12 protein-coding genes and 1 riboswitch are annotated in these 19,949 nt (G+C 74.4%); of the genes, 6 read left to right on the top strand and 6 right to left on the bottom strand.

The window, feature by feature from the left end; genetic code table 11:
- Positions 1–40: 40 nt before the first annotated feature.
- Entirely contained in the window at positions 41–1,495 is a 1,455-nt protein-coding gene (locus ACFY00_RS18890) for an MFS transporter (RefSeq protein WP_388032631.1), read from the top strand.
- A 222-nt stretch (positions 1,496–1,717) separates the two neighbouring features.
- On the opposite strand, the gene leuA is transcribed toward ACFY00_RS18890, so the two are convergent.
- A complete protein-coding gene (gene leuA, locus ACFY00_RS18885) occupies positions 1,718–3,547 on the bottom strand; it encodes a 2-isopropylmalate synthase (protein ID WP_388032630.1) in 1,830 nt (609 codons plus the stop codon).
- A 462-nt stretch (positions 3,548–4,009) separates the two neighbouring features.
- Here leuA and ACFY00_RS18880 point away from each other — a divergent pair, with 462 nt between their 5' ends.
- Together ACFY00_RS18880 and ACFY00_RS18875 are read left to right on the top strand one after the other, a co-directional pair.
- Entirely contained in the window at positions 4,010–4,513 is a 504-nt protein-coding gene (locus ACFY00_RS18880; protein WP_388032629.1) for a YbaK/EbsC family protein, read from the top strand.
- A gap of 413 nt (positions 4,514–4,926) precedes the next feature.
- Complete coding sequence (locus ACFY00_RS18875; protein ID WP_388032628.1) at positions 4,927–7,440, top strand: discoidin domain-containing protein; 2,514 nt, start codon at positions 4,927–4,929, stop codon at positions 7,438–7,440.
- A 78-nt stretch (positions 7,441–7,518) separates the two neighbouring features.
- On the opposite strand, the gene ACFY00_RS18870 is transcribed toward ACFY00_RS18875, so the two are convergent.
- Both ACFY00_RS18870 and ACFY00_RS18865 read right to left on the bottom strand, forming a co-directional pair.
- Positions 7,519–9,189, bottom strand: coding sequence for an ABC-F family ATP-binding cassette domain-containing protein (locus ACFY00_RS18870; RefSeq protein WP_388032627.1), 1,671 nt, complete (start codon positions 9,187–9,189; stop codon positions 7,519–7,521).
- Positions 9,186–10,811, bottom strand: a complete 1,626-nt coding sequence (locus ACFY00_RS18865; protein ID WP_388032626.1) for an ABC-F family ATP-binding cassette domain-containing protein — start codon at positions 10,809–10,811, stop codon at positions 9,186–9,188. The genes ACFY00_RS18870 and ACFY00_RS18865 overlap by 4 nt, the downstream gene beginning before the upstream one ends.
- A 721-nt stretch (positions 10,812–11,532) precedes the next feature.
- Here ACFY00_RS18865 and ACFY00_RS18860 point away from each other — a divergent pair.
- Positions 11,533–13,485 carry a sigma-70 family RNA polymerase sigma factor gene (locus tag ACFY00_RS18860; protein ID WP_388032625.1) on the top strand — a complete coding sequence of 651 codons (1,953 nt, stop codon included), beginning with the start codon at positions 11,533–11,535 and terminating at the stop codon, positions 13,483–13,485.
- 437 nt (positions 13,486–13,922) lie between these two features.
- Here the strand turns inward: ACFY00_RS18860 and ACFY00_RS18855 are convergent, their stop codons facing one another.
- Positions 13,923–15,389 (bottom strand): amidase, encoded by a 1,467-nt coding sequence (locus ACFY00_RS18855; RefSeq protein WP_388032624.1) that lies wholly within the window; start codon positions 15,387–15,389, stop codon positions 13,923–13,925.
- A gap of 164 nt (positions 15,390–15,553) precedes the next feature.
- Here ACFY00_RS18855 and ACFY00_RS18850 point away from each other — a divergent pair, with 164 nt between their 5' ends.
- Entirely contained in the window at positions 15,554–15,967 is a 414-nt protein-coding gene (locus ACFY00_RS18850; protein ID WP_388032623.1) for a nuclear transport factor 2 family protein, read from the top strand.
- Between the two features lie 30 nt (positions 15,968–15,997).
- Here the strand turns inward: ACFY00_RS18850 and ACFY00_RS18845 are convergent, their stop codons facing one another.
- Complete coding sequence (locus tag ACFY00_RS18845) at positions 15,998–18,229, bottom strand: MMPL family transporter (RefSeq protein ID WP_388032622.1); 2,232 nt, start codon at positions 18,227–18,229, stop codon at positions 15,998–16,000.
- 162 nt (positions 18,230–18,391) lie between these two features.
- Positions 18,392–18,481: riboswitch (ZMP/ZTP riboswitch) on the top strand.
- 38 nt (positions 18,482–18,519) lie between these two features.
- Here ACFY00_RS18845 and ACFY00_RS18840 point away from each other — a divergent pair.
- A complete protein-coding gene (locus tag ACFY00_RS18840) occupies positions 18,520–19,683 on the top strand; it encodes a phosphoribosylaminoimidazolecarboxamide formyltransferase (RefSeq protein WP_388032621.1) in 1,164 nt (387 codons plus the stop codon).
- A gap of 54 nt (positions 19,684–19,737) precedes the next feature.
- Here ACFY00_RS18840 and ACFY00_RS18835 read toward each other — a convergent pair whose 3' ends face one another.
- On the bottom strand, positions 19,738–19,839 hold the full coding sequence (locus ACFY00_RS18835; protein ID WP_388032620.1) for an SDR family oxidoreductase: 102 nt from the start codon (positions 19,837–19,839) through the stop codon (positions 19,738–19,740).
- Positions 19,840–19,949 lie beyond the last annotated feature (110 nt).

Genomic DNA, 19,949 nt, shown 5'->3' with positions numbered 1-19,949 from the left:
ACCCCTTCCGCGCCACGGCGGCACGGAAGAGCCTGAGACAGTGACTGACACCCCGACCACGACGGCACCCCCGCACCCCGGCCCCCCGGCCGCCGACGACCGGCTCCCCGTCCGGGCCCGGCTCGCCCTCTGCGTGCTGTGCGCCGCCCAGTTCATCATCGCGCTGGACTTCTCCATCCTGAACGTGGCCCTGCCCGTCCTCGGGAACGACCTCGGCATGGACGCCGGCGACCTGCAGTGGGCCGTCACCGCCTTCGCCCTCCCCTCCGGCGGCTTCCTGCTGCTCTTCGGACGGGTCGCCGATCTGTACGGGCGACTGCGGATCTTCACCGCCGGACTGGTCCTGTTCACCCTCGCCTCGCTGCTCGCCACCTTCGCCTGGGACACCGCCCCCTTCCTCGCCGCCCGCGCGCTCCAAGGGCTCGGCGCCGCCGCCGTCGTCCCCACCGGCATGTCGCTGCTCACCACGACCTTCCCCGAAGGACCGCAGCGCAACAGGGCCCTGGGCATCAACGGCACCCTCCTCTCCCTCGGCTACACCGTCGGCATGCTGCTCAGCGGCGTGATGACCGACCGCCTCGGCTGGCGCTCGACCATGGCCCTGCTGGCCGGCTGCGGCCTGCTCGTCATCCTCGCCGTCCCCGTCCTGCGCCCCGCCGCCCGCCCCGAGCAGCGGCCCCGCCTCGACCTGCCCGGCGCGGTCACCGTCACCGGCGGCCTGCTCTGCGTCATCTACGCCCTCTCCACCGCCGGCCAGGACGGCTTCGGACGGGCCCACGTGATCACCACGCTCGCCCTCGGCGTCCTGCTGCTGGCCGCCTTCGTCGCGATCGAACTCCGCGCGCCGCAGCCCCTGGTGTCGCTCGGCATGCTGCGCCGCGCCACCGTCGCCTTCGGCAACCTGGGGGGCCTGGCCGCCTTCTCCATGATGAGCTCGCTGATCTTCCTCCTCACCCTCTACTTCCAGGAACAGGCCGGACTGAGCGCGTTCCGGACCAGCCTGGTCTTCGCCGTGCAGGGCGTCGTCCTGGCCGCGACCGGCACGGCCGCCTCGCGGATCGTCGCCGCCCTCGGCGCCCGCACCACGCTCGTCGCCGGACTCGCCGTCCAGGGCGCCTTCACCGCCGGACTGCTGCTGCTCTCCGGCCACGGCGACGTACCGCTCGCCGTCGGCTTCCTGGTGCTGGCCTCGGTCGGCCACATGTGCGCCGTGGTCTCCTACGGCATCAACGCCACCTCCGGCCTCCCCGCCCACGAACAGGGCCTCGCCAGCGGGCTCGTCACCAGCGCCCAGCAACTCGGCATCACCGTCGGCATCCCGATCCTCGGCGCCCTCGCCGCGGGCCGCGCCGCCCACCAGGAACGGGCCGGGCACAGCCACGCCGCCGCCCAACTCGACGGCACCCTGCTGGGCGTCGGCACCGACACCGCCCTGGTGCTGGCCGCCGCCCTGCTGATCGGCCTCGGCCTGCGCCGGCGCACGAAGACCGGCTGACGGCCCGCCGCCCCGACCGCCGCCCGCACCCGCCCGTACTGCTCGGCGCACTCCTCGGGCGTCCCGAACGGCAGGTTGAACGCGTCCGCGCACCGCCCCGCTGGGGCTCGGTGAAGATCCGTGGGTCCACCTGCCTCTCCGGGGTCCGGTTGACGGGCCGGGCCGTGCGCGCGTCGGCGCGGGGCCGCCCGGGGCGGCCCCGCGCCTGCTGCCGGCGGTGCGTCAGCCCTGGTCGCGGCGGCCGCGGTTGACGGCGGAGACCACGGCCTTCAGCGAGGCGGTCACGATGCTGGAGTCGATGCCGACGCCCCAGAACGGCCGCCCGTCCACCGAGCACTCCACGTACGCGGCGGCCCTGGCGTCACCGCCGGTCGCCATCGCGTGCTCCTGGTAGCCCTTGATCCGCACGTCCACGCCCAGGTCGGCCAGCGCCGCGGTGAACGCGTCGATCGGGCCGTTGCCCGAGGCCGTCAGGCGGCGCTCGACCCCGTCGAGGACCACCACGACCTCGATCGAGTCCTTCTCGTCGACGACCGCCACCGACCGGTGCGACAGCAGCGACAGCCGCCCCCACGGGCGGGAGGTCACCTCCGGGCCCAACTCCCGCGCGCTGGCCGCGGGCAGGTACTCCTCGACGAACAACTGCCACATCTGCTGCGGCGACACCTCGCCGCCCTGCTCGTCGGTGCGGGCCTGGACCACCCGGGAGAACTCGATCTGCAGGCCGCGCGGCAGGTCCAACTGGTGCTCGGTCTTGATCAGGTACGCCACCCCGCCCTTGCCGGACTGCGAGTTGACCCGGATCACCGCCTCGTAGCTGCGGCCCACGTCCTTCGGGTCGATCGGCAGGTAGGGCACCGCCCAGTCGAACTCGCCCACCGGCTTCCCGGCGTCCTCGGCCGCCCGCTCCAGCGCCCGCAGGCCCTTGTTGATCGCGTCCTGGTGCGAACCGGAGAAGGCCGTGTAGACCATCTCGCCGCCGTAGGGGTGGCGCGGGTGCACCGGCAGCTGGTTGCAGAACTCCACGGTGCGGCGGATCCCGTCGATGTCCGAGAAGTCGATCATCGGGTCGACGCCCTGCGAGAACAGGTTCATCCCCAGTGTCACCAGGCAGACGTTGCCCGTCCGCTCGCCGTTGCCGAACAGGCAGCCCTCCACCCGGTCCGCCCCCGCCAGCACGCCCAGCTCGGCCGCCGCCACCGCGGTGCCCCGGTCGTTGTGCGGGTGCACCGACAGCACCACCGCGTCGCGCCGGTCCAGGTTGCGGTGCATCCACTCGATCGAGTCGGCGTACACGTTCGGCGTCGCCATCTCCACGGTGGCCGGCAGGTTGACGATCACCTTGCGGTCCGGCGTCGGCTGCCACACCCCGATCACCGCGTTGCAGATCTCCGCCGCGTAGTCCAACTCCGTGCCGGTGTACGACTCGGGGGAGTACTGCAGGCTGATCCCGGTGTCGCCCATCCGCTCGGCCAGGTCCACGCAGGTGCGCGCCCCGTGCACGGCCAGCGCCGTGATCTCGTGGCGGTCCTTGCCGAAGACCACCTGCCGCTGCAGCGTGGACGTCGAGTTGTACAGGTGGACCACCGCGTGCCGGGAGCCGCGCACCGCCTCGAAGGTGCGCTCCAGCAGCTCGGTGCGGCACGGCACCAGCACCTGGATCGCCACGTCCTCCGGGACGAGGTCCTGCTCGATCAGCTGCCGGACGAAGTCGTAGTCGGTCTGGCTGGCCGACGGGAAGCCGACCTCGATCTCCTTGTAGCCCATCGCGACCAGGAGTTGGAACATCCGCAGCTTGCGGTCGGCGCCCATCGGGTCGATCAGCGCCTGGTTGCCGTCGCGCAGGTCCACCGCGCACCACTGCGGAGCCCGGGTCAGCGTCCGGGTCGGCCAGGTGCGGTCCGGCAGGTCGACGCCCTGGAACGGCTGGTAGCGCTGGTGCGGCATGCCCGACGGCAGCTGCTGCGGGAACGCGCGGGGGGCGGGGAACGGGACGACCGGCTCGGAGCTGCGCCGGGCCGGGGAAGGCGCGGGGGAAGGCGTGGAGGTCATGCGGAGACTTCTTCCTCTGGGTTGTCCTCTGCGTCGGGCCGACGATTCGGCGCATGGCCGGACTCCGCGACGAGGAGGTCGAACCCTTAACGGCCCTCGTCGCGGCGCATAAGGAGGAGGCGAAGCTGCGCGGCGCTCATGACCGCCCACCCTACCCCCACCTCCGTCCGGCCCTGCACTGACGTCCTGTCAATGTCCTATTCCGGAAGCCCGGTTGACACGAAAGGGGGAGCCGGGCCGGTTTCGACGGCGACGGGCCCCGGGTGACGCGCAACCTGCGGGCCCGCAGGCCCACTTGCACCGCCGGGACGACACCGCCGGGTCCCCGGGGCGCCGGTTGATCCGAAACTCGCACAAGGCCTATCGTTCCACGAGCGGAACGTTCCGTATGTGGAACGCAAGGACTCCGTCAACTCCGCGACCTACGTGGAACGCCAGCACTCCGCCCCCCGAGGAGCACCCATGGAATCGACGACCACCGGCCTCCCCCTGCCCGCCCGCAGCGAGCAGGTCGCCAGGGCCCTCGCCGCCGCCGGGATCCCGGGCGCGGTCAGGCGGCTCGCGGACTCGGCCCGCACCGCCGCCGAGGCCGCCGCCGCGCTCGGCTGCGAGGTCGGCGCGATCGCCAACAGCCTGGTCTTCCTCTCCGACGGCCAGGCCGTCCTGGTCCTCACCAGCGGCCGCCACCAGGTGGACACCGCCGCGCTGGCCGCCCGCTGGGGCCGCGGCAAGCTCCGGCGGGCCACCCCCGAGCAGGTCCGCGAGGCCACCGGGCAGGCCATCGGCGGCGTCGCCCCCACCGGCCACCCCGCCCCGCTGCCCACCGTGGTCGACCGGGCCCTCACCGACTACCCCCGGGTCTGGGCCGCCGCGGGCACCCCGCACACGGTCTTCCCCACCACCGCCGAGGAGTTGCTGCGCCTCACCGGCGGCACCCTGCTGCCGGTCGGGCCGGACGAGGGCTGACCCTCCTGGAGCACCCGCGGGCCCCGCTCGTGCCCTGCACCCCAGGGCGCGAGCGGGGCCCGTCGTGTTTCCCCTGATTGCACGGCCTACGGAGAGCGCTCTCCGGGCGCGTTCCAAGGAAATTGAGATGCCGCCGCCAAGGTCTCTACTTTTCTCTCACCATGAACTAACCTGATGCCGCGGTGTTTCCCCCAGGTGAAGCCGAGGTTTCAAGCCGTCCCCACATGTGGCTTGACGTCGGTGTCTCCTGCCCCGACACTCCGTCGGGAGAGCGCTCTCCGGCATTCTCCCGCCCCACCCCACCCATCCTCACAGCAGGAGGAGCCATGCGGCTCGCCCCTCCCCCTTCCGGTGCCCCCCTGCGCCGGACGCCTGCCGTACTCGCCGCCGCGGCCCTGGTCGCCGGTGCGGTCATGACGATCCCGAGCACCGCGCAGGCCGCGGACTCGCTGATCTCCCAGGGCAAGACGGTCACCGCCTCGTCCACCGAGAACGGCGGCACCCCGGCCACCGCGGCCGTCGACGGCGACCTCGGGACCCGCTGGTCCTCGGCCGCCTCCGACCAGCAGTGGCTGCAGGTCGACCTCGGCTCGGTCTCCACCATCAGCAAGGTCCAGCTGAACTGGGAGGCCGCGTACGGCAAGGCCTACCAGATCCAGACGTCCACCGACGGCACCGCCTGGACGACGATCTACTCCACCACCACCGGCGCCGGCGGCACCGAGGTCCTGAACGTCTCCGGCTCCGGCCGCTACGTCCGGATGAACGGCATCACCCGCGGCACCGGGTACGGCTACTCCCTCTGGGAGTTCCAGGTCTACGGCACCCCGGGCGGCACCCCCACCACCCCGCCGACCTCCGGCTGCTCCACCGCCAACGCCGCGCAGGGCAAGACCGCCACCGCCTCCTCCACCGAGAACGGCGGCACCCCCGCCTCCTCCGCCGTGGACGGCAACCTCGGCACCCGCTGGTCCTCGGCCGCCGCCGACCCGCAGTGGCTGCAGGTCGACCTCGGCTCCGTCCAGCAGCTGTGCCAGGTCGACCTCAAGTGGGAGGCCGCCTACGGCAAGGCGTACCAGATCCAGGCCTCCGCCGACGGCACCACCTGGGCCACGATCTACTCCACCACCACCGGCGCGGGCGGCAACGAGACGCTCAACGTCTCCGGCTCCGGCCGCTACGTCCGGATGTACGGCACCCAGCGCGCCACCACCTACGGCTACTCGCTGTGGGAGATGGGCGTCCACACCGGCAGCGGCGGCGGCTCCACCACCCCGCCCGTGCAGGGCGGCGGCGACCTCGGCCCGAACGTGCTGGTCTTCGACCCGTCCACGCCGAACATCCAGGCCACCGTCGACTCCGTCTTCGCCAAGCAGGAGTCCAACCAGTTCGGCACCGACCGCTACGCGCTGCTGTTCAAGCCCGGCACGTACAACAACATCAACGCCCAGATCGGCTTCTACACCTCGATCGCGGGCCTGGGCCTGAACCCGGACGACACCACCTTCAACGGCGACGTCACCGTCGACGCGGGCTGGTTCAACGGCAACGCCACCCAGAACTTCTGGCGCTCCGCCGAGAACCTGCACCTCAAGCCGGTCAGCGGCACCGACCGCTGGGCCGTCTCGCAGGCCGCGCCGTTCCGCCGGATGCACGTCGAGGGCGGCCTCAACCTGGCCCCCGCCAGCTACGGCTGGGCCTCGGGCGGCTACATCGCCGACTCGAAGATCGACGGCCAGGTCGGCAACTACTCGCAGCAGCAGTGGTACACCCGCGACAGCTCCATCGGCGGGTTCTCCAACGGCGTGTGGAACCAGACCTTCTCCGGCGTCCAGGGCGCCCCCGCCCAGGGCTTCCCGAACCCGCCGTACACCACGCTCGACACCACGCCCGTCTCGCAGGAGAAGCCGTTCCTCTACCTGGACGGCAACGACTACAAGGTGTTCGTGCCCGCCAAGCGCACCAACGCCCGTGGCACCTCCTGGGGCAGCGGCACCCCGCAGGGCACCTCGCTGCCGCTCAGCCAGTTCTACGTGGTGAAGGCCGGCGCCACCGCCGCCAGCATCAACCAGGCGCTCGCCCAGGGCCTCAACCTGCTCTTCACCCCCGGCGTCTACCACGTCGACCAGGCCATCAACGTCACCCGCCCGGACACCGTGGTGCTCGGCCTCGGCCTCGCCACCATCGTCCCGGACAACGGCGTGACCGCGATGAAGGTCGCCGACGTCGACGGCGTCAAGGTCTCCGGCCTGCTGCTGGACGCGGGCACCGTCAACTCGCAGGCCCTGCTCCAGGTCGGCAACGACACCCCGGGCGCCGGCCACGCGGCCGACCCGATCGTCATCCAGGACGTCTTCGTCCGCGTCGGCGGCGCCGGAGCCGGCAAGACCAGCAACGGCATGGTGATCAACAGCAACAACACCATCGTCGACCACACCTGGATCTGGCGCGCCGACCACGGCGCGGGCGTCGGCTGGGAGACCAACCGCTCCGACTACGGCTTCGTCGTCGGCGGCAACGACGTCCTCGCCACCGGCCTGTTCGTCGAGCACTTCAACAAGTACGACGTGTGGTGGAAGGGCAACGGCGGCCGGACGATCTTCTTCCAGAACGAGATCGCCTACGACGCCCCCAACCAGGCCGCCATCCAGAACGGCACCACCAAGGGCTACGCCGCCTACAAGGTCGAGAACAACGTCACCACCCACGAGGGCTGGGGCCTGGGCAGCTACTGCTACTTCAACGTCGACCCGACCATCGTGGTGGACCACGGCTTCGAGGTCCCGGACACCGCGGGCGTCAAGCTGCACGACGTCCTGGTCAACTCGCTCGGCGGCAACGGCCAGTTCCTGCACGTGGTCAACAACACCGGCGCCGGAACCTCCGGCACCGGGACCGTCCCCTCCAACCTGGTCTCCTACCCGTAACCGCGGGTAGACCGGGCAACACCTGACACACCACAGGCGGCCACCGCCCCCGGCCCGGGGGCGGTGGCCGCCGCCGCGTCAGCCGACCGGAGCGCCCAGCGCCAACTCCCGGCCCCGCCAACGGCGGCGCAGCCAGCGGTCGTGCCCCGCCACCACCACCGCGCCCGGGCCGCCCGCGCCGATCGCCTCCTCCAACTCGTCGCACAGCGACGGCGAGAGGTGGTTGGTCGGCTCGTCCAGCAGCAGCACCCGCGGCGGGCGCGCCACCAGCAGCGCCAGCGCCAACCGGCGGCGCTGGCCCACCGACAGGGCGCCGACCGGGCGGTCCAGGTCCGCCGCCGCCAGCAGGCCCAGCGCCGACAGCGGCAGCCGCTCCGCCCGCTCCGGGCCCACCGCCCGCGCGTAGGTGGCGGCCGCGGAGCGGTCCGGGCGCGCGAACACCGTGTCCTGCGCCAGCAGGCCCACCGTCAGGCCGGGCCGCCGGTGCACCGCCCCGCCCACCGCCGCCAGCCGACCGGCCAGCACCGCCAGCAGCGTCGACTTGCCCGTCCCGTTCCCGCCGGTCACCAACAGCCGGTCGCCGTCGGCCAGTTCCAGCGAGAGCGGGGGCAGCCGACCGGGAACGCCGACCCCCGCCAGGGCCAGCAGCGGACCGGACCCCGCCTCCGGCGCGTCCGGGTCCCCGCCCGCCACCAGCGCGGGCGGGGCGAAGCGCAGCGGGACGGGCGGCGCGGGGACCCGCGCCCGTTCCAGCTCCGCCAACCGGCGCGAGGCGTCGCGCACCCGGCGGGAGACCTGCTGCTGCACCCGGCCCGCCCGGTGCCCGTACCCCATCTTCTCGTTGTCGGTGCGCCCCCGGTCCGGGGCCACCCGGTGCGCGGTCACCCCCGCCGAGTGCCGCAGCCGCTCCACCTCCTGCCGCTCCTCGGCGTACCGGCGCTCCCAGCGCTCCCGGGCGGCCCGCTTCGCGGACAGGTAGGAGAGGTAGCCGCCGCCGAAGCGGACCGGGCCGCCCAGCGCCGGGTCCAGGTCGACCAGGTCGGTGCAGACCGCCTCCAGGAACGCCCGGTCGTGGCTGGCCACCACCACCGTGCCCGGCAGCGCGGACAGTTGGGCCTCCAGGAAGGCGGCCGCCGGGTCGTCCAGGTGGTTGGTCGGCTCGTCCAGCAGCACCGCCGACGGGCGGCGCACCAGCAGCGCCGCCAACGCCAGCCGGCCGCGCTGGCCGCCGGAGAGCGAACCGAGGGTGCGCTCCGGCCCGAACCCGGACAGGCCCAGGCCGTCCAGCACCAGGGCGGCCCGGCGGTCGGCGTCCCAGGAGCCGCGGGCCTCGGCCTGCTCCAGACGCTGCCCGTACTGCGCCAACAGCCCCGGCAGGGACGGGTGCTGCTCCGACAGCTCGGCCAACTCGGCTCCCAGGCGCTCGAGTTCGGCGATATCCGTGCGGGCCTCGCGCAGCGCGTCCGCCAGCACCGAGGCGATCGTCGCGTCCGCGTCGAACGGCAACTCCTGGTGCAGGAAACCGAGATCGGCGGGCCGGACGACGCTCCCCGCATCGGGCTCGTCCACCCCGGCCAGCACCCGCAGCAGCGTCGACTTGCCGCAGCCGTTCTCGCCGATCAGGCCGATCCGGCGGCCCGGCGCCGCCGTCAGCGACACCCCGTCCAGCACCCGGCGGCCGCCCAGGACGCGCACCACGTCCTGCGCGAGCAGCGGCCGGAGGGCCTCGGGCGCGACCGGCGCCGTCACGCCGCCACCTCCGTCAACTGCCCGTCCGCCAGCAGCAACCGGCGCCGCACCCCGATGCCCGCCAGGAACCGCTCGTCGTGGCTGACCACCACGAACGCGCCCCGGTACGCGTTCAGCGCGCTCTCCAACTGGCCCACGCCGACCAGGTCCAGGTTGTTGGTCGGCTCGTCCAGCAGCAGCACCTGCGGCGCGGGCTCCGCGCACAGCACGCACGCCAGCGTCGCCCGCAGCCGCTCGCCGCCCGACAGCACCCGCACCGGCAGGTGCGCCCCCGCGCCCCGGAACAGGAACCTGGCCAGCAGGTTCATCCGCTCCGCCTCCGGCCGCTCCGGAGCGAAGCGGGCGAAGTTCTCCGCCACCGACAGCTCCTCGTCCAGCAGGTCCAGCCGCTGCGACAGGTACGCCACCCGGCCCTCGCCGCGCCGCAACTCCCCGCCGCTCAACGGCAGATCGCCACTGAACAGCCGCAGCAGGGTGGACTTCCCGGCGCCGTTCGCCCCCGTCAGCGCGATCCGCTCCGGGCCGCGCACGACCAGGTCCACCCCGTCCGGCCCGAACACCGGCGCGCCGCCCAACTCGGCGCGCAGGCCCACCCCGTGCAGCAGTGTCCGTCCCGCCGGGACGGCGGTGTCCGGCAGCTCCAGGCTCAACCGCTGCTCCTCGCGCACCGCCCGCCCCGCCTCGTCCAGCCGGGCCCGCGCCTCGTCCACCCGCGCCGCGTGCACCTGGCCGGAACGGCCCGCGGACTCCTGCGCGCCGCGCTTCATGGTGCCCGCGAAGATCTTCGGCAGCCCGGCGCTCTTCAGGTTCCGCGCCGCGTTGCCCGCCCGCCGCTCGGCCCGCTCCCGGGCCTGCTGCAACTCGCGCTTCTCCCGCTTCAGTTGCTGCTCGGCACTGCGGACGTTGCGCTCGGCGACCTCCCGCTCCGCCCGCACCGCCTCCTGGTACGCGGTGAAGTCGCCCCCGTACAGCCGCAGTTCACCGCCGTCCAGCTCGGCGATCCGCTCCATCCGGTCCAGCAGCTCCCGGTCGTGGCTGACCAGCAGCAGCGACCCGCGGAACTCGGCGAGGACGTCGTACAGGCGGTGCCGGGCCGCCGCGTCCAGGTTGTTGGTCGGCTCGTCCAGCAGCAACACGTCCGGGCGGCGCAGCAGTTGGGCCGCCAGACCGAGCGAGACGACCTGGCCGCCGCTGAGCGTGCCCAGGCGGCGGTCCAGCGCCAGGCCGCCCAGGCCGAGGCGGTCGAGCTGGGCCCGGGTGCGCTCCTCGACGTCCCAGTCGTCGCCGATCACCGCGAAGTGCTCCTCCGCGACGTCACCCGACTCGACGGCGTCCAGCGCCCGGATCACCGCGTCGACACCCAGCACCTCGGCGACGGTCAGGCCCGCCACCAGCGGCAGCGTCTGCGGCAGGTACCCGAGCGTGCCGGAGACCGCCAACGAACCGGCGGTGGGCTTCAGTTCACCGGCGATCAACCGCAGCAGGGTCGACTTGCCGGAGCCGTTCGGCGCGACCAGGCCGGTCCGGCCCGGCGGCACGCTGAACGACAGGTCGTGGAAGACCGGAGTGTCGTCCGGCCAGCAGAAGGACAGGTGGGAGCAGACGACGGCGACGTCGGACACGGTGAGACCTCGAACGGTACGAGGGCAGCGGGGGAGAAGGTGAACTACCGCTACCCGGAAGGGAAGTGGAAAAAGGGGACGACGAAACGGACCACTCCCGCGGCGCTCCCGTGCGCCGACCGGTGGCCGTCAGGACCGGATCTCACCCGGAGATGTCGTCGTCACCCGCCACAGCTGTCCCTCTTCCGCATCTCGCGCGCGCACCTGCTGCGCCGCTCCGAACCCTTCGACTGTAACAGGCGGCCCGGCCGGGCTACCGGACGCACCAGCGGGGCGGGTGCGGCGTGCGGGTGCGGGAGGGCCGGGCACCGCGCCCGGTGCAGGGGGAGAGGCGCGGTGCCCGGCCGTTGCCCCGCCGGCTCCGGGTGGGGGCGCCGGGGTGGCGCCCGGACCGGCGGGGACGGAGGCGGGCGGACGGTGGGGGCCGCCCGCCCGCCGGGCTCAGTCGGGGGAGCGGGTGCGGGCGTGGGCGCGGGCGCGCCGGGCGGGGGCCGACCCCGCGCCGGGGCCGCGCTGCTCGCGTGCCATGCTGTGCCTCCTCCCGGCTCCCCCGGTGCCGCGTGCGCACGTATCGGTGACCACGTACCGGTGACCCCGCCGGGCGCGCCCGATAACGGAAATCCCACCGCGGGCCGGAAGTTTCTGTTGGCGGACGCCCCTGCGGACGGTCTCCGGGAACGGAGAACACCGCCGCCCGCACCCCACGTGGAGGAACGCACCCATGCCGCACACCGGACGCAGTGGACCCGACACCGGGACGGTCGCCGCGGCGCGCGCCGGGGACCGGCGCGCGCTCGAGGACCTGGTGGCCCAGAGCCTGCCGCTGGTCTACAACATCGTCGGCCGGGCGCTGAACGGCCACGCCGACACCGACGACGTCGTACAGGAGACGCTGTTGCGCGCGGTCCGCGGACTGTCCGACCTGCGGGACCCCGCCGCCTTCCGGTCCTGGCTGGTGGCCATCGCCGTCCGGCAGGTCCGCAACCGCCAGCAGGACCGGGCCGCCGCCCTCGACCGCTCCGCCCGCCTGGAGGACGCCGAGGCGATACCCGACCCCGCGCTGGACTTCGCGGGCCTGACCATCCTGCGCCTCGGCCTCACCGAACAGCGCCGCGAGACCGCCGAGGCCACCCGCTGGCTCGACCCCGACGACCGCGAACTGCTCGCCCTGTGGTGGCTCAAGGAGACCGGCGAACTCGAACAGGCCGACCTGGTCGCCGCGCTCGGCCTCAGCCCCGGCCACGCCGCCGTCCGGACCGGCCGGATGAAGAAGCAGCTCGAACTCTCCCGCCTGGTGGTGCGCGCCCTCGCCGCCGCCCCGCGCTGCCCCGCCCTGGACACGGCCGCCACCGGCTGGAACGGCATCCCCACCCCGCTCTGGCGCAAGCGCCTGGCCCGCCACGTGCGCGACTGCGAACCCTGCACCGGAACCCGGCACGGTTTGCTCCCCGCCGAACGGTTGCTGTACGGCCTGCCCCTGCTCGCCACCCCGCCGACCCTCGACCCGGCCCGCATCCTCCGCGCCCTCACCACGCACGGCCCGGGAGCGGACGGTACGGGGTCGGGCTCGGACGGTACGGGCCCGGGGCCGGAGCAGGACGGACACCGGCTCCGCGGGCGGACCGGGCACCGGCGTCCGTCCTCCGGCCTGCCCAAGCCGGTGCTCGGCGGTGCGGCCGCGGCGCTGGTGGCGGCCGCCGTCCTGATCGGGGCCGCCCTCACCCCCGGGCCGCCCGCCGCCCCGACGGCGCCGACCACCGCGCCGCCCGCTGCTGCCGCCGTCGCCGCCGACGCCGTCCTGCCCACGGCCGCCGACGGGGCCGCCGCGCCGCTGCCCGGCACGACCTCGCCCGCACCGTCGACCTCGCCCGCACCGTCGGCCCCGCCCTCGCCGTCCCCCGCGAAATCCTCTTCCCCTCCGCCGCCCGCTGCCGTCGCGTCCGCGCGCAAGGGCGTCGGCGTGTGGCCCTTCGACGGGGTGAACCAGGCGCTCGCCGCCTCCGGGGCGGGCTGGTACTACACCTGGGCGCCGCAGCACCCCGGCATCACCACGCCCGCCTCGGCGTCCTTCGTCCCGATGATCTGGGGCGCGTCCTCCGTCACCGACGGCGCCCTCGCCCAGGCCCGCGCCAACGGCCCCTACCTGCTCGGCTTCAACGAGCCCGACATGGCCGCCCAGTCGAACATGACGGTCGACCAGGCCCTGGACCTGTGGCCGAAGCTGATGCAGGCCGGGCCGACGCTGGGCAGTCCGGCCGTCGCGTACGGGGCCGACACGCCCGGCGGCTGGCTGGACCGCTTCCTGTCCGGCGCCGCCGCCAAGGGCTACCGGGTCGACTTCATCGCGCTGCACTGGTACGGCGGCGACTTCCGCACCCCGCAGGCCGTCCAGCAGTTGACCTCCTACCTGGAGGCCGTCCACCAGCGCTACCACAAGCCGATCTGGCTCACCGAGTACGCCCTGATCGACTTCTCCCAGGGCACCCGCTTCCCCACCCCCGACCAGCAGGCCGCCTTCGTCACCGCCTCCACCAAGGCCCTCGACGCGCTGCCCTACCTCCAGCGCTACGCCTGGTTCGGCCTCGGCGCGGACCCGGCGAAGCCCAGCAGCGGCCTGTTCACGGACGGCACCACCCCCACCGCCGCGGGCCGCGCCTACCAGGCCGCCCGCTGAGTCCGTCGTCCGACCTGCTCGTGACCGTCCTCGGAACGCGCGGTCCGCGGATCAGCCCGACCCCGCCCCCCGGCGGCCCGGGACCGGCTCCACCCCAGGCTGACCCGCCGCCCGCCACGAGGTGGGCGGAGTCCGCGCCACCGCGAGGCGTACGCCCGGCCCGCCCCCCACGGGCCGGGCACAAACCCTCGGCGAGGCGGTCGCAGACCTGGCATGCCGAGCCGCGTGCAGCGCCATCGAAAGGGCAATGCCGCGTAAGCGGCCGTCCCGGCTCCGTGCCCCTGCCCGCCGCCCGCGGCAGGGGGCCGACGGAGCCTCAGAACCTGGTCTCGCACGCGGTTCCCGCAGGCTCGCGGCCGCCGTCGCCCGCCTCGAAGCCCGTCCGCTCGGTATGTCGCGCGGCGGTGCCCCGTTCACCGGGCCGACAGCTCAGCGGCTCAACGGCTCAGCGCGGCCGGGGCGCGGAAGCCGCCGAGGCGTTCCTCCAGCAGTTCGGCGAGGCGCAGCGGGGTGCGGTCCTCGTACATCGGGCCGATCAGCTGGACGCCGACCGGGAGGCCGTCGGCGGAGGGGCCGGTGGGGACGGCGGTGGCGGGCAGGCCCGGCATGGTGGCGACGCCCGCCCAGGCGAGCTGGTCGAAGTAGGGGAGGGTGGTGCCGTCGACGGTGATCCGGCGGCCCAGCAGGTCGGGGTCCTGCTGGTGCGGGAAGGCGGCGGTGGGGGTGATCGGGGCGATGACGGCGTCGAACTCGGCGAAGAGCTCCCGCCAGCCGCGGCGGTGCAGTTCGCGGCGCTGGTCGGCGGCCACCCAGTCGCGGTGGGAGAGCGAGGCGCCGCGCAGCCGGGCGGCCGCCAGGCTGCGGTCGTCGGCGTCCAACCCGGCCGCCTGGGCGCGCAGTTGCTCGTACATGCCGAGGGGGAAGTTGGCGCCCAGGGCGGAGAACATCAGCAGCGCGTAGACCTCGGCGGCCTCGGCCAGGTCGGGCAGCAGCGGGCTGCGGTGCTCGACGCGGGCACCGCCGTCGGCGAGCGCGTCGGCGACCCGGGCGAGGCCCGCGCGGACGTCGGCGCCGACCGGGACCAGCGGGTGCTCGTCCAGGACCAGGACCCGGAAGTCGCGCAGCCGCTCGTGCCGGGCGGGCGGCAGCACGGTGGTGTGGGCCACGCCGAGGGTCAGCGGGTCGGGGCCGGTCATCACGTCGAACAGCAGGGCCAGGTCGCGGGTCGAGCGGGCCATCGGGCCGACCACGGCGAGGTCGATGTCGGCGGGCAGCGCGGGTGCCCGCGGCGGGACCATGCCGCGGGTGGGCAGCAGGTGCAGGGTCGGCTTGTGCGCGTACACGCCGCAGAAGTGGGCGGGGGTGCGCAGCGAGCCCGCGATGTCGGTGCCCAGCGACAGCGGGCCGTACCCGGCGGCCAGCGCGGCCGCCGACCCGCCGGAGGAGCCGCCGGGGGTGCGGGCGTGGTCCCACGGGTTGTTGGTGGTGCCGTGGATCTCGTTGTAGGTCTGGATGTCCCGCAGCCCGAGCGGCACGTTGGTCTTGCCGAGCACCACCGCCCCCGCGGCCTTGACCCGCGCCACCTGCAGCGCGTCCTCGGCCGGGACGTACTCCCGGAACTCCGGCACGCCCCAGGTCGTCGGCAGCCCGGCGACGTTGTACGACTCCTTGACGGTGAGCGGGATGCCCAGCAGCGGCCGGTCCTCCCCGCGCGCCCTGGCCAGGTCGGCCTCCCGCGCGGCCGCCCGGGCGCGCTCGAAGTCCGGCGCGCAGATCGCGTTGACCGCCCCGTCCTCCCGTTCGATCCGGGCGATCGCGCCCTCGGTCAGTTCCGCCGAGGTGACGTCCCCGGAGCGCAGGGCCGCGGTGAGTTCCTCGGCCGTCGCATAGGTCCACTTGTCCATGGACAGGACCGTACGGGTCCGTCGGGAAGGGCACGAAATGCCGCCCGGGGCAACCGGTTCGTGCACAACGACAGTGCGGTGACAGCGGGTTGGGAGCGATCTGACGGTACGGGCGGGCACCGTGGTGGTCGACGGAACACCACCGGTGGGAGAGGACGGGAACCATGGACGAGACGCTGGTCGCACGGATGCGGGAGTACCTGGCCGCGGGCGCGGCGATGGACGTGGAGGCGCTGGACGCGCTCTACGACGAGGAGTTCGAGAACCTGCGGATCGACGAGGCGGGCCAGGTGGTGCGGCTGACCAAGGCGCACTTCATGGCCCGGTTCCGGGCCCTGGCCGCGCAGGGGCAGGCGGTCGGCGGCAGCACCGACGACGTCCGCTTCCTGGCCACCACCCGGCACGGCGACCAGGGCACCGTCGTCATGCACCGCTGCGAGCACGGCGTCCCCGCCCGCTACGCCTTCGTCTGGCGCCGGGTGGACGGCCGGTGGGACACCCTGCTGCAGGAGCTCACCTTCGAACGGGACGTCACCCACCTGCTGCGGCTGATGGCTTCCGCGCCCGCGGCCGGGTGAGGCCCGCCCGCCGCGGGGCGGTTGCCCGGGTCAGCCGTTCCGGAGGCCCTCCGCGTCGAGGTCGGGCAGCAGGCGGTCCATCCAGCGCGGGGTCCACCAGGCGGCGCCGCCGAGCAGGGTCATCGCGGCGGGGACCATCAGCAGGCGCACCACGGTGGCGTCGATCAGGACGCTGACGGCCAGGCCCAGCCCCATCATCTTGATCACCACGTTGTCGCTGACGACGAACGCCGCGAACACGCTGACCATGATCAGGGCCGCGCAGCCGATCACCCGCGCGGTGGTCTCCAGCGCGTGCGCGACCGCGCCGCGGCTGTCGCCGGTCAGGCGCCAGCGCTCGTGGACGCGGGAGAGCAGGAACACCTCGTAGTCCATGCTGAGGCCGAAGACGATCGCGAACATCATCATCGGGACGTAGCTCTCGATCGGGACCTTGCCCGACACCCCGAGCGCGGGCCCGCCCCAGCCCCACTGGAACACCGCGACCAGCACCCCGTACGAGGCGGCGATCGAGACCAGGTTGAGCACGGCCGCCTTCAGCGCGACCAGCGGCGCCCGGAACACCAGCAGGATGATCAGGAACGCCAGCGCCACCACCACCGCGATGATCGGCAGCAGGCGGCCGGCGACCAGGTCCAGGAAGTCGACCTGGGCGGCGGTGGTGCCGGTGACGTACGTGGTGGCGGGCGTGCCCTTCACCGCCTCCGGCAGCACGGTGTCGGCGAGGTGGCCGACCAGGTCGGTGGTCGCCTCGTCCTGCGGGGCCTGGGCGGGCGTGACGGTGGTGAACAGCACGTCGCCGTCCGCACTGGTCTGCAGCGGCGGCACGGTGCCGGTGGTGTCCGGCACGCCGGTCAGCGCCTGCTGGACGGCGGAGGCCAGGGCCGGACGGTCGGCCGCGGCGACCGCGCTCTGGTCGACCACCACCGTCAGCGGGCCGTTGGAGCCCGGACCGAACGCCGCCGACATCAGGTCGAACGCCCGACGGTCGGTGAACGAGGTCGGGTCCGCGCCATCCCCGATGTGCCCGAGCCGGATCGACGGCAGCGGCACCGCCAGCACCAGCACCGTCACCAGCCCCGCCGTCAGGTACCACCACGGGCGGCGCTCGACCCGCCGCGCGTACCGGTGCCACACGCCGCTCGACGGCGCCCCGTCCGCCCCGGCGCTCCCCTCGGCGACCGGCGTGCGGACGGCGTAGCGGTCCATCCGGCGGCCGATCAGGCCCATCAGCGCGGGCAGCAGCGTCAGCGCGCCGCACACCGCCGTCACCACCGTGACGCCCGCCGCCAGGCCCAGCTTCGCCATGAACGAGATGCCCGACACCGACAGGCCCGCCAGCGCGATCACCACCGTGGTGCCGGAGATCAGCACCGCACGGCCGCTGGTGGCCACCGCGTGCCCGGCCGCCGTCCGCGGGTCCCGGCCGTCCATCAGGTCCTGCCGGTGCCGGGTCAGCAGGAACAGCGCGTAGTCGATGCCGACGCCCAGCCCGATCATCGTCGCCAGCGTCGGCGCGACCGTCGCGAAGGTGGTCAGCGCCGCCAGCAGGCCCAGCAGTCCCAGGCCCACCACCACCGCCAGCAGCGCGCTCACCAGCGGCAGCCCCGCCGCGATCACGCTGCCGAACCCGACCAGCAGCACCACGACCGCGACCCCGAAGCCGATCAGCTCGCTCACCCGGTCGCTCGGCGCCGGCCGCGCCAACTCGCCCAGCGGGCCGCCGTACTCGACCTGCACGCCCGCCTGCCGCAGCGGCGCCACCGCCGCGTCCACCTGGTCCAGGTAGTCGTCGCCGAAGGTGGCCGGCGCCCCGTCGAAACGCACCGTGACGTAGGCCGTCAGCCCGTCCGCGGACAGCGGGCCGCCCGGCTGCGGGGCCTGGCCCGGCGGCGGCAGCGGGTCCTGCGCCGACAGCACGTGCGGCAGGTGCTGCAGGGAGGTCACCGCCTGGTCGACCTGCGCCTGGAACTGCGTCAGCGGCTGCCCGTCGTGCAGCACCACCTGCGCGCTCGTCCCGCCGACCGCGGGCTCGTGCGCGGCCAGCACGTCCGCGCCGTCCTGGGCCTGCGTGCCCGGCAGCGAGAAGTCGTCCGAGTACGCGCCGCCGACGGCCCGGTCCGCGACCTGCACCCCCACCAGCACCACCAGCCAGCCGACGACCACCACCACCGGGTGCCGGGCGCACCACCCGCCCAACCGCCACAACCACCCGCGGCGCGGCGGCACTCCGGACACTGACGCGGCGTCGGACGAGGACATCGACCCTCCCAGGGGCACAGCGCCACCCGCGCACGGTGACGGGACTCCGACGGTAGGCACGCCCCCGCCACCCGCCCGCCCACCCACCCCGCGACACGGTCGAACCCACCCGTACGCCACTGCCCGGCCGGACCCCGGCGCCCGTCCCGGGCGCTGCTAGCATCGGCGCGTCGCGACTGGCGAGAGGTGGAGCACCACCGGGGAGCGGCGCAGCACAGCACGGGACCGGCACCGTCCGCCTGGGTGTCCTCCGAAGCCGTCACGTCGACTTCACGGAGGGGGCCACCACCATGGACCTTCGGTACGGGATCAACCCGCAGAACACCAACGCCCGCGTCGAGGCGCTGCCCGGGGCGGAACCGCCGCTGGAACTGCTGCAGGGGCAGCCCTCGTACGTCAACCTGCTGGACGCGCTCAACGCCTGGCAGCTCGTCAGCGAGGCCGCCGCGCTCCTCGGTCGACCCGCCGCCGCCTCGTTCAAGCACGTCTCCCCGGCCGGTGCCGCCCTTGCCGGGCCGGTCGACCCGGTCACCGCCGAGCTGTACGCCGTGGACCCGGCCGCCGTCGGCCCGCTCACCTCCGCCTACCTGCGGGCCCGTGACGCCGATCCGAAGTCCTCCTACGGCGACTTCGTCGCCGTCTCGCACGAGGTCGACCTCGAACTCGCCGACCTGCTGGCCCGGGTGGTCTCCGACGGCATCGTCGCCCCCGGCTACGCGCCCGGCGTGCTCGACGTGCTGGCCCGCAAGAAGAACGGCCGCTACCTCGTCCTGGAGGCCCGCCCCGGACACGTCCCGCCCGCCGTCGAACGCCGCGAGGTGCACGGCCTGCGCCTGGTCCAGGACACCGACACCGTCCCGCTCGGCGCCGACCTGCTCACCGACGTCCGGGTCGGCACCCTCGCCCCCGGCGCCGCCGAGGACCTGCTGCTCGGCCTGGCGGTGCTGCGCCGCACCCAGTCCAACTCGGTCTGCTACCTGCGCGACGGCGCCGCCCTCGGCATCGGCGCGGGACAGCAGTCCCGGGTCGACTGCACCCGGCTGGCGGGCGCCAAGACCGACACCTGGTGGCTGCGCCGCCACCCCGCCGTCCGGGCCCTGGACTTCCGGCCCGAGGTGCGCCGGCAGGACCGGGTCAACTGGCAGATCCGCTACCTGGAGGGCGACCTGACGCCCGACGAGCGCGTCCGGTTCGCCGCCGCCCTGCGCGGCGGCGACGTGCCGGACGAACTCGGCCCGGCCGAGCGGGCCGCGTGGACGGCCCGGCTGGACGGCGTCGCGTTCGTCTCCGACGGCTACCTGCCGTTCCGCGACAACGTGGACCACGCCCGCCGCCACGGGGTCCGCGCGATCGCCGAACCCGGCGGCTCGGTGCGCTCCGCCGAGGTCGAGGCCGCCTGCGCCGAACGCGGCATCGCGCTGGTGCACACCGGACTGCGGCTGTTCCACCACTGACGGCCCGGCGCCGCGGTCGTCCGGGCGCGCCCCGGCGCGCGGTCAGGCGCGCGGTCAGGCGCCGAGGCCGAGCCCGAGGCCGCCCGCGACGGCGATCTCCTGGCCGGTGACGTACCCGGCGGCGTCCGAGGCGAGGAAGGCGACGACCTCGGCCACCTCCGCGCCCGTCGCGAACCGCCGGAACGGGATGCCCGCGCTCGTGCAGCAGCTCGGCGGTGGCTCGGCCGGTGCCGCTGGTGCCGCCGGTGACGAGGGCAGCGGGCATG

The organism is Kitasatospora sp. NPDC001540 (genome assembly GCF_042894345.1).
GTDB lineage: Bacteria > Actinomycetota > Actinomycetes > Streptomycetales > Streptomycetaceae > Kitasatospora > Kitasatospora phosalacinea_C.
This window is presented reverse-complemented; position numbering and strand designations above follow the sequence as displayed.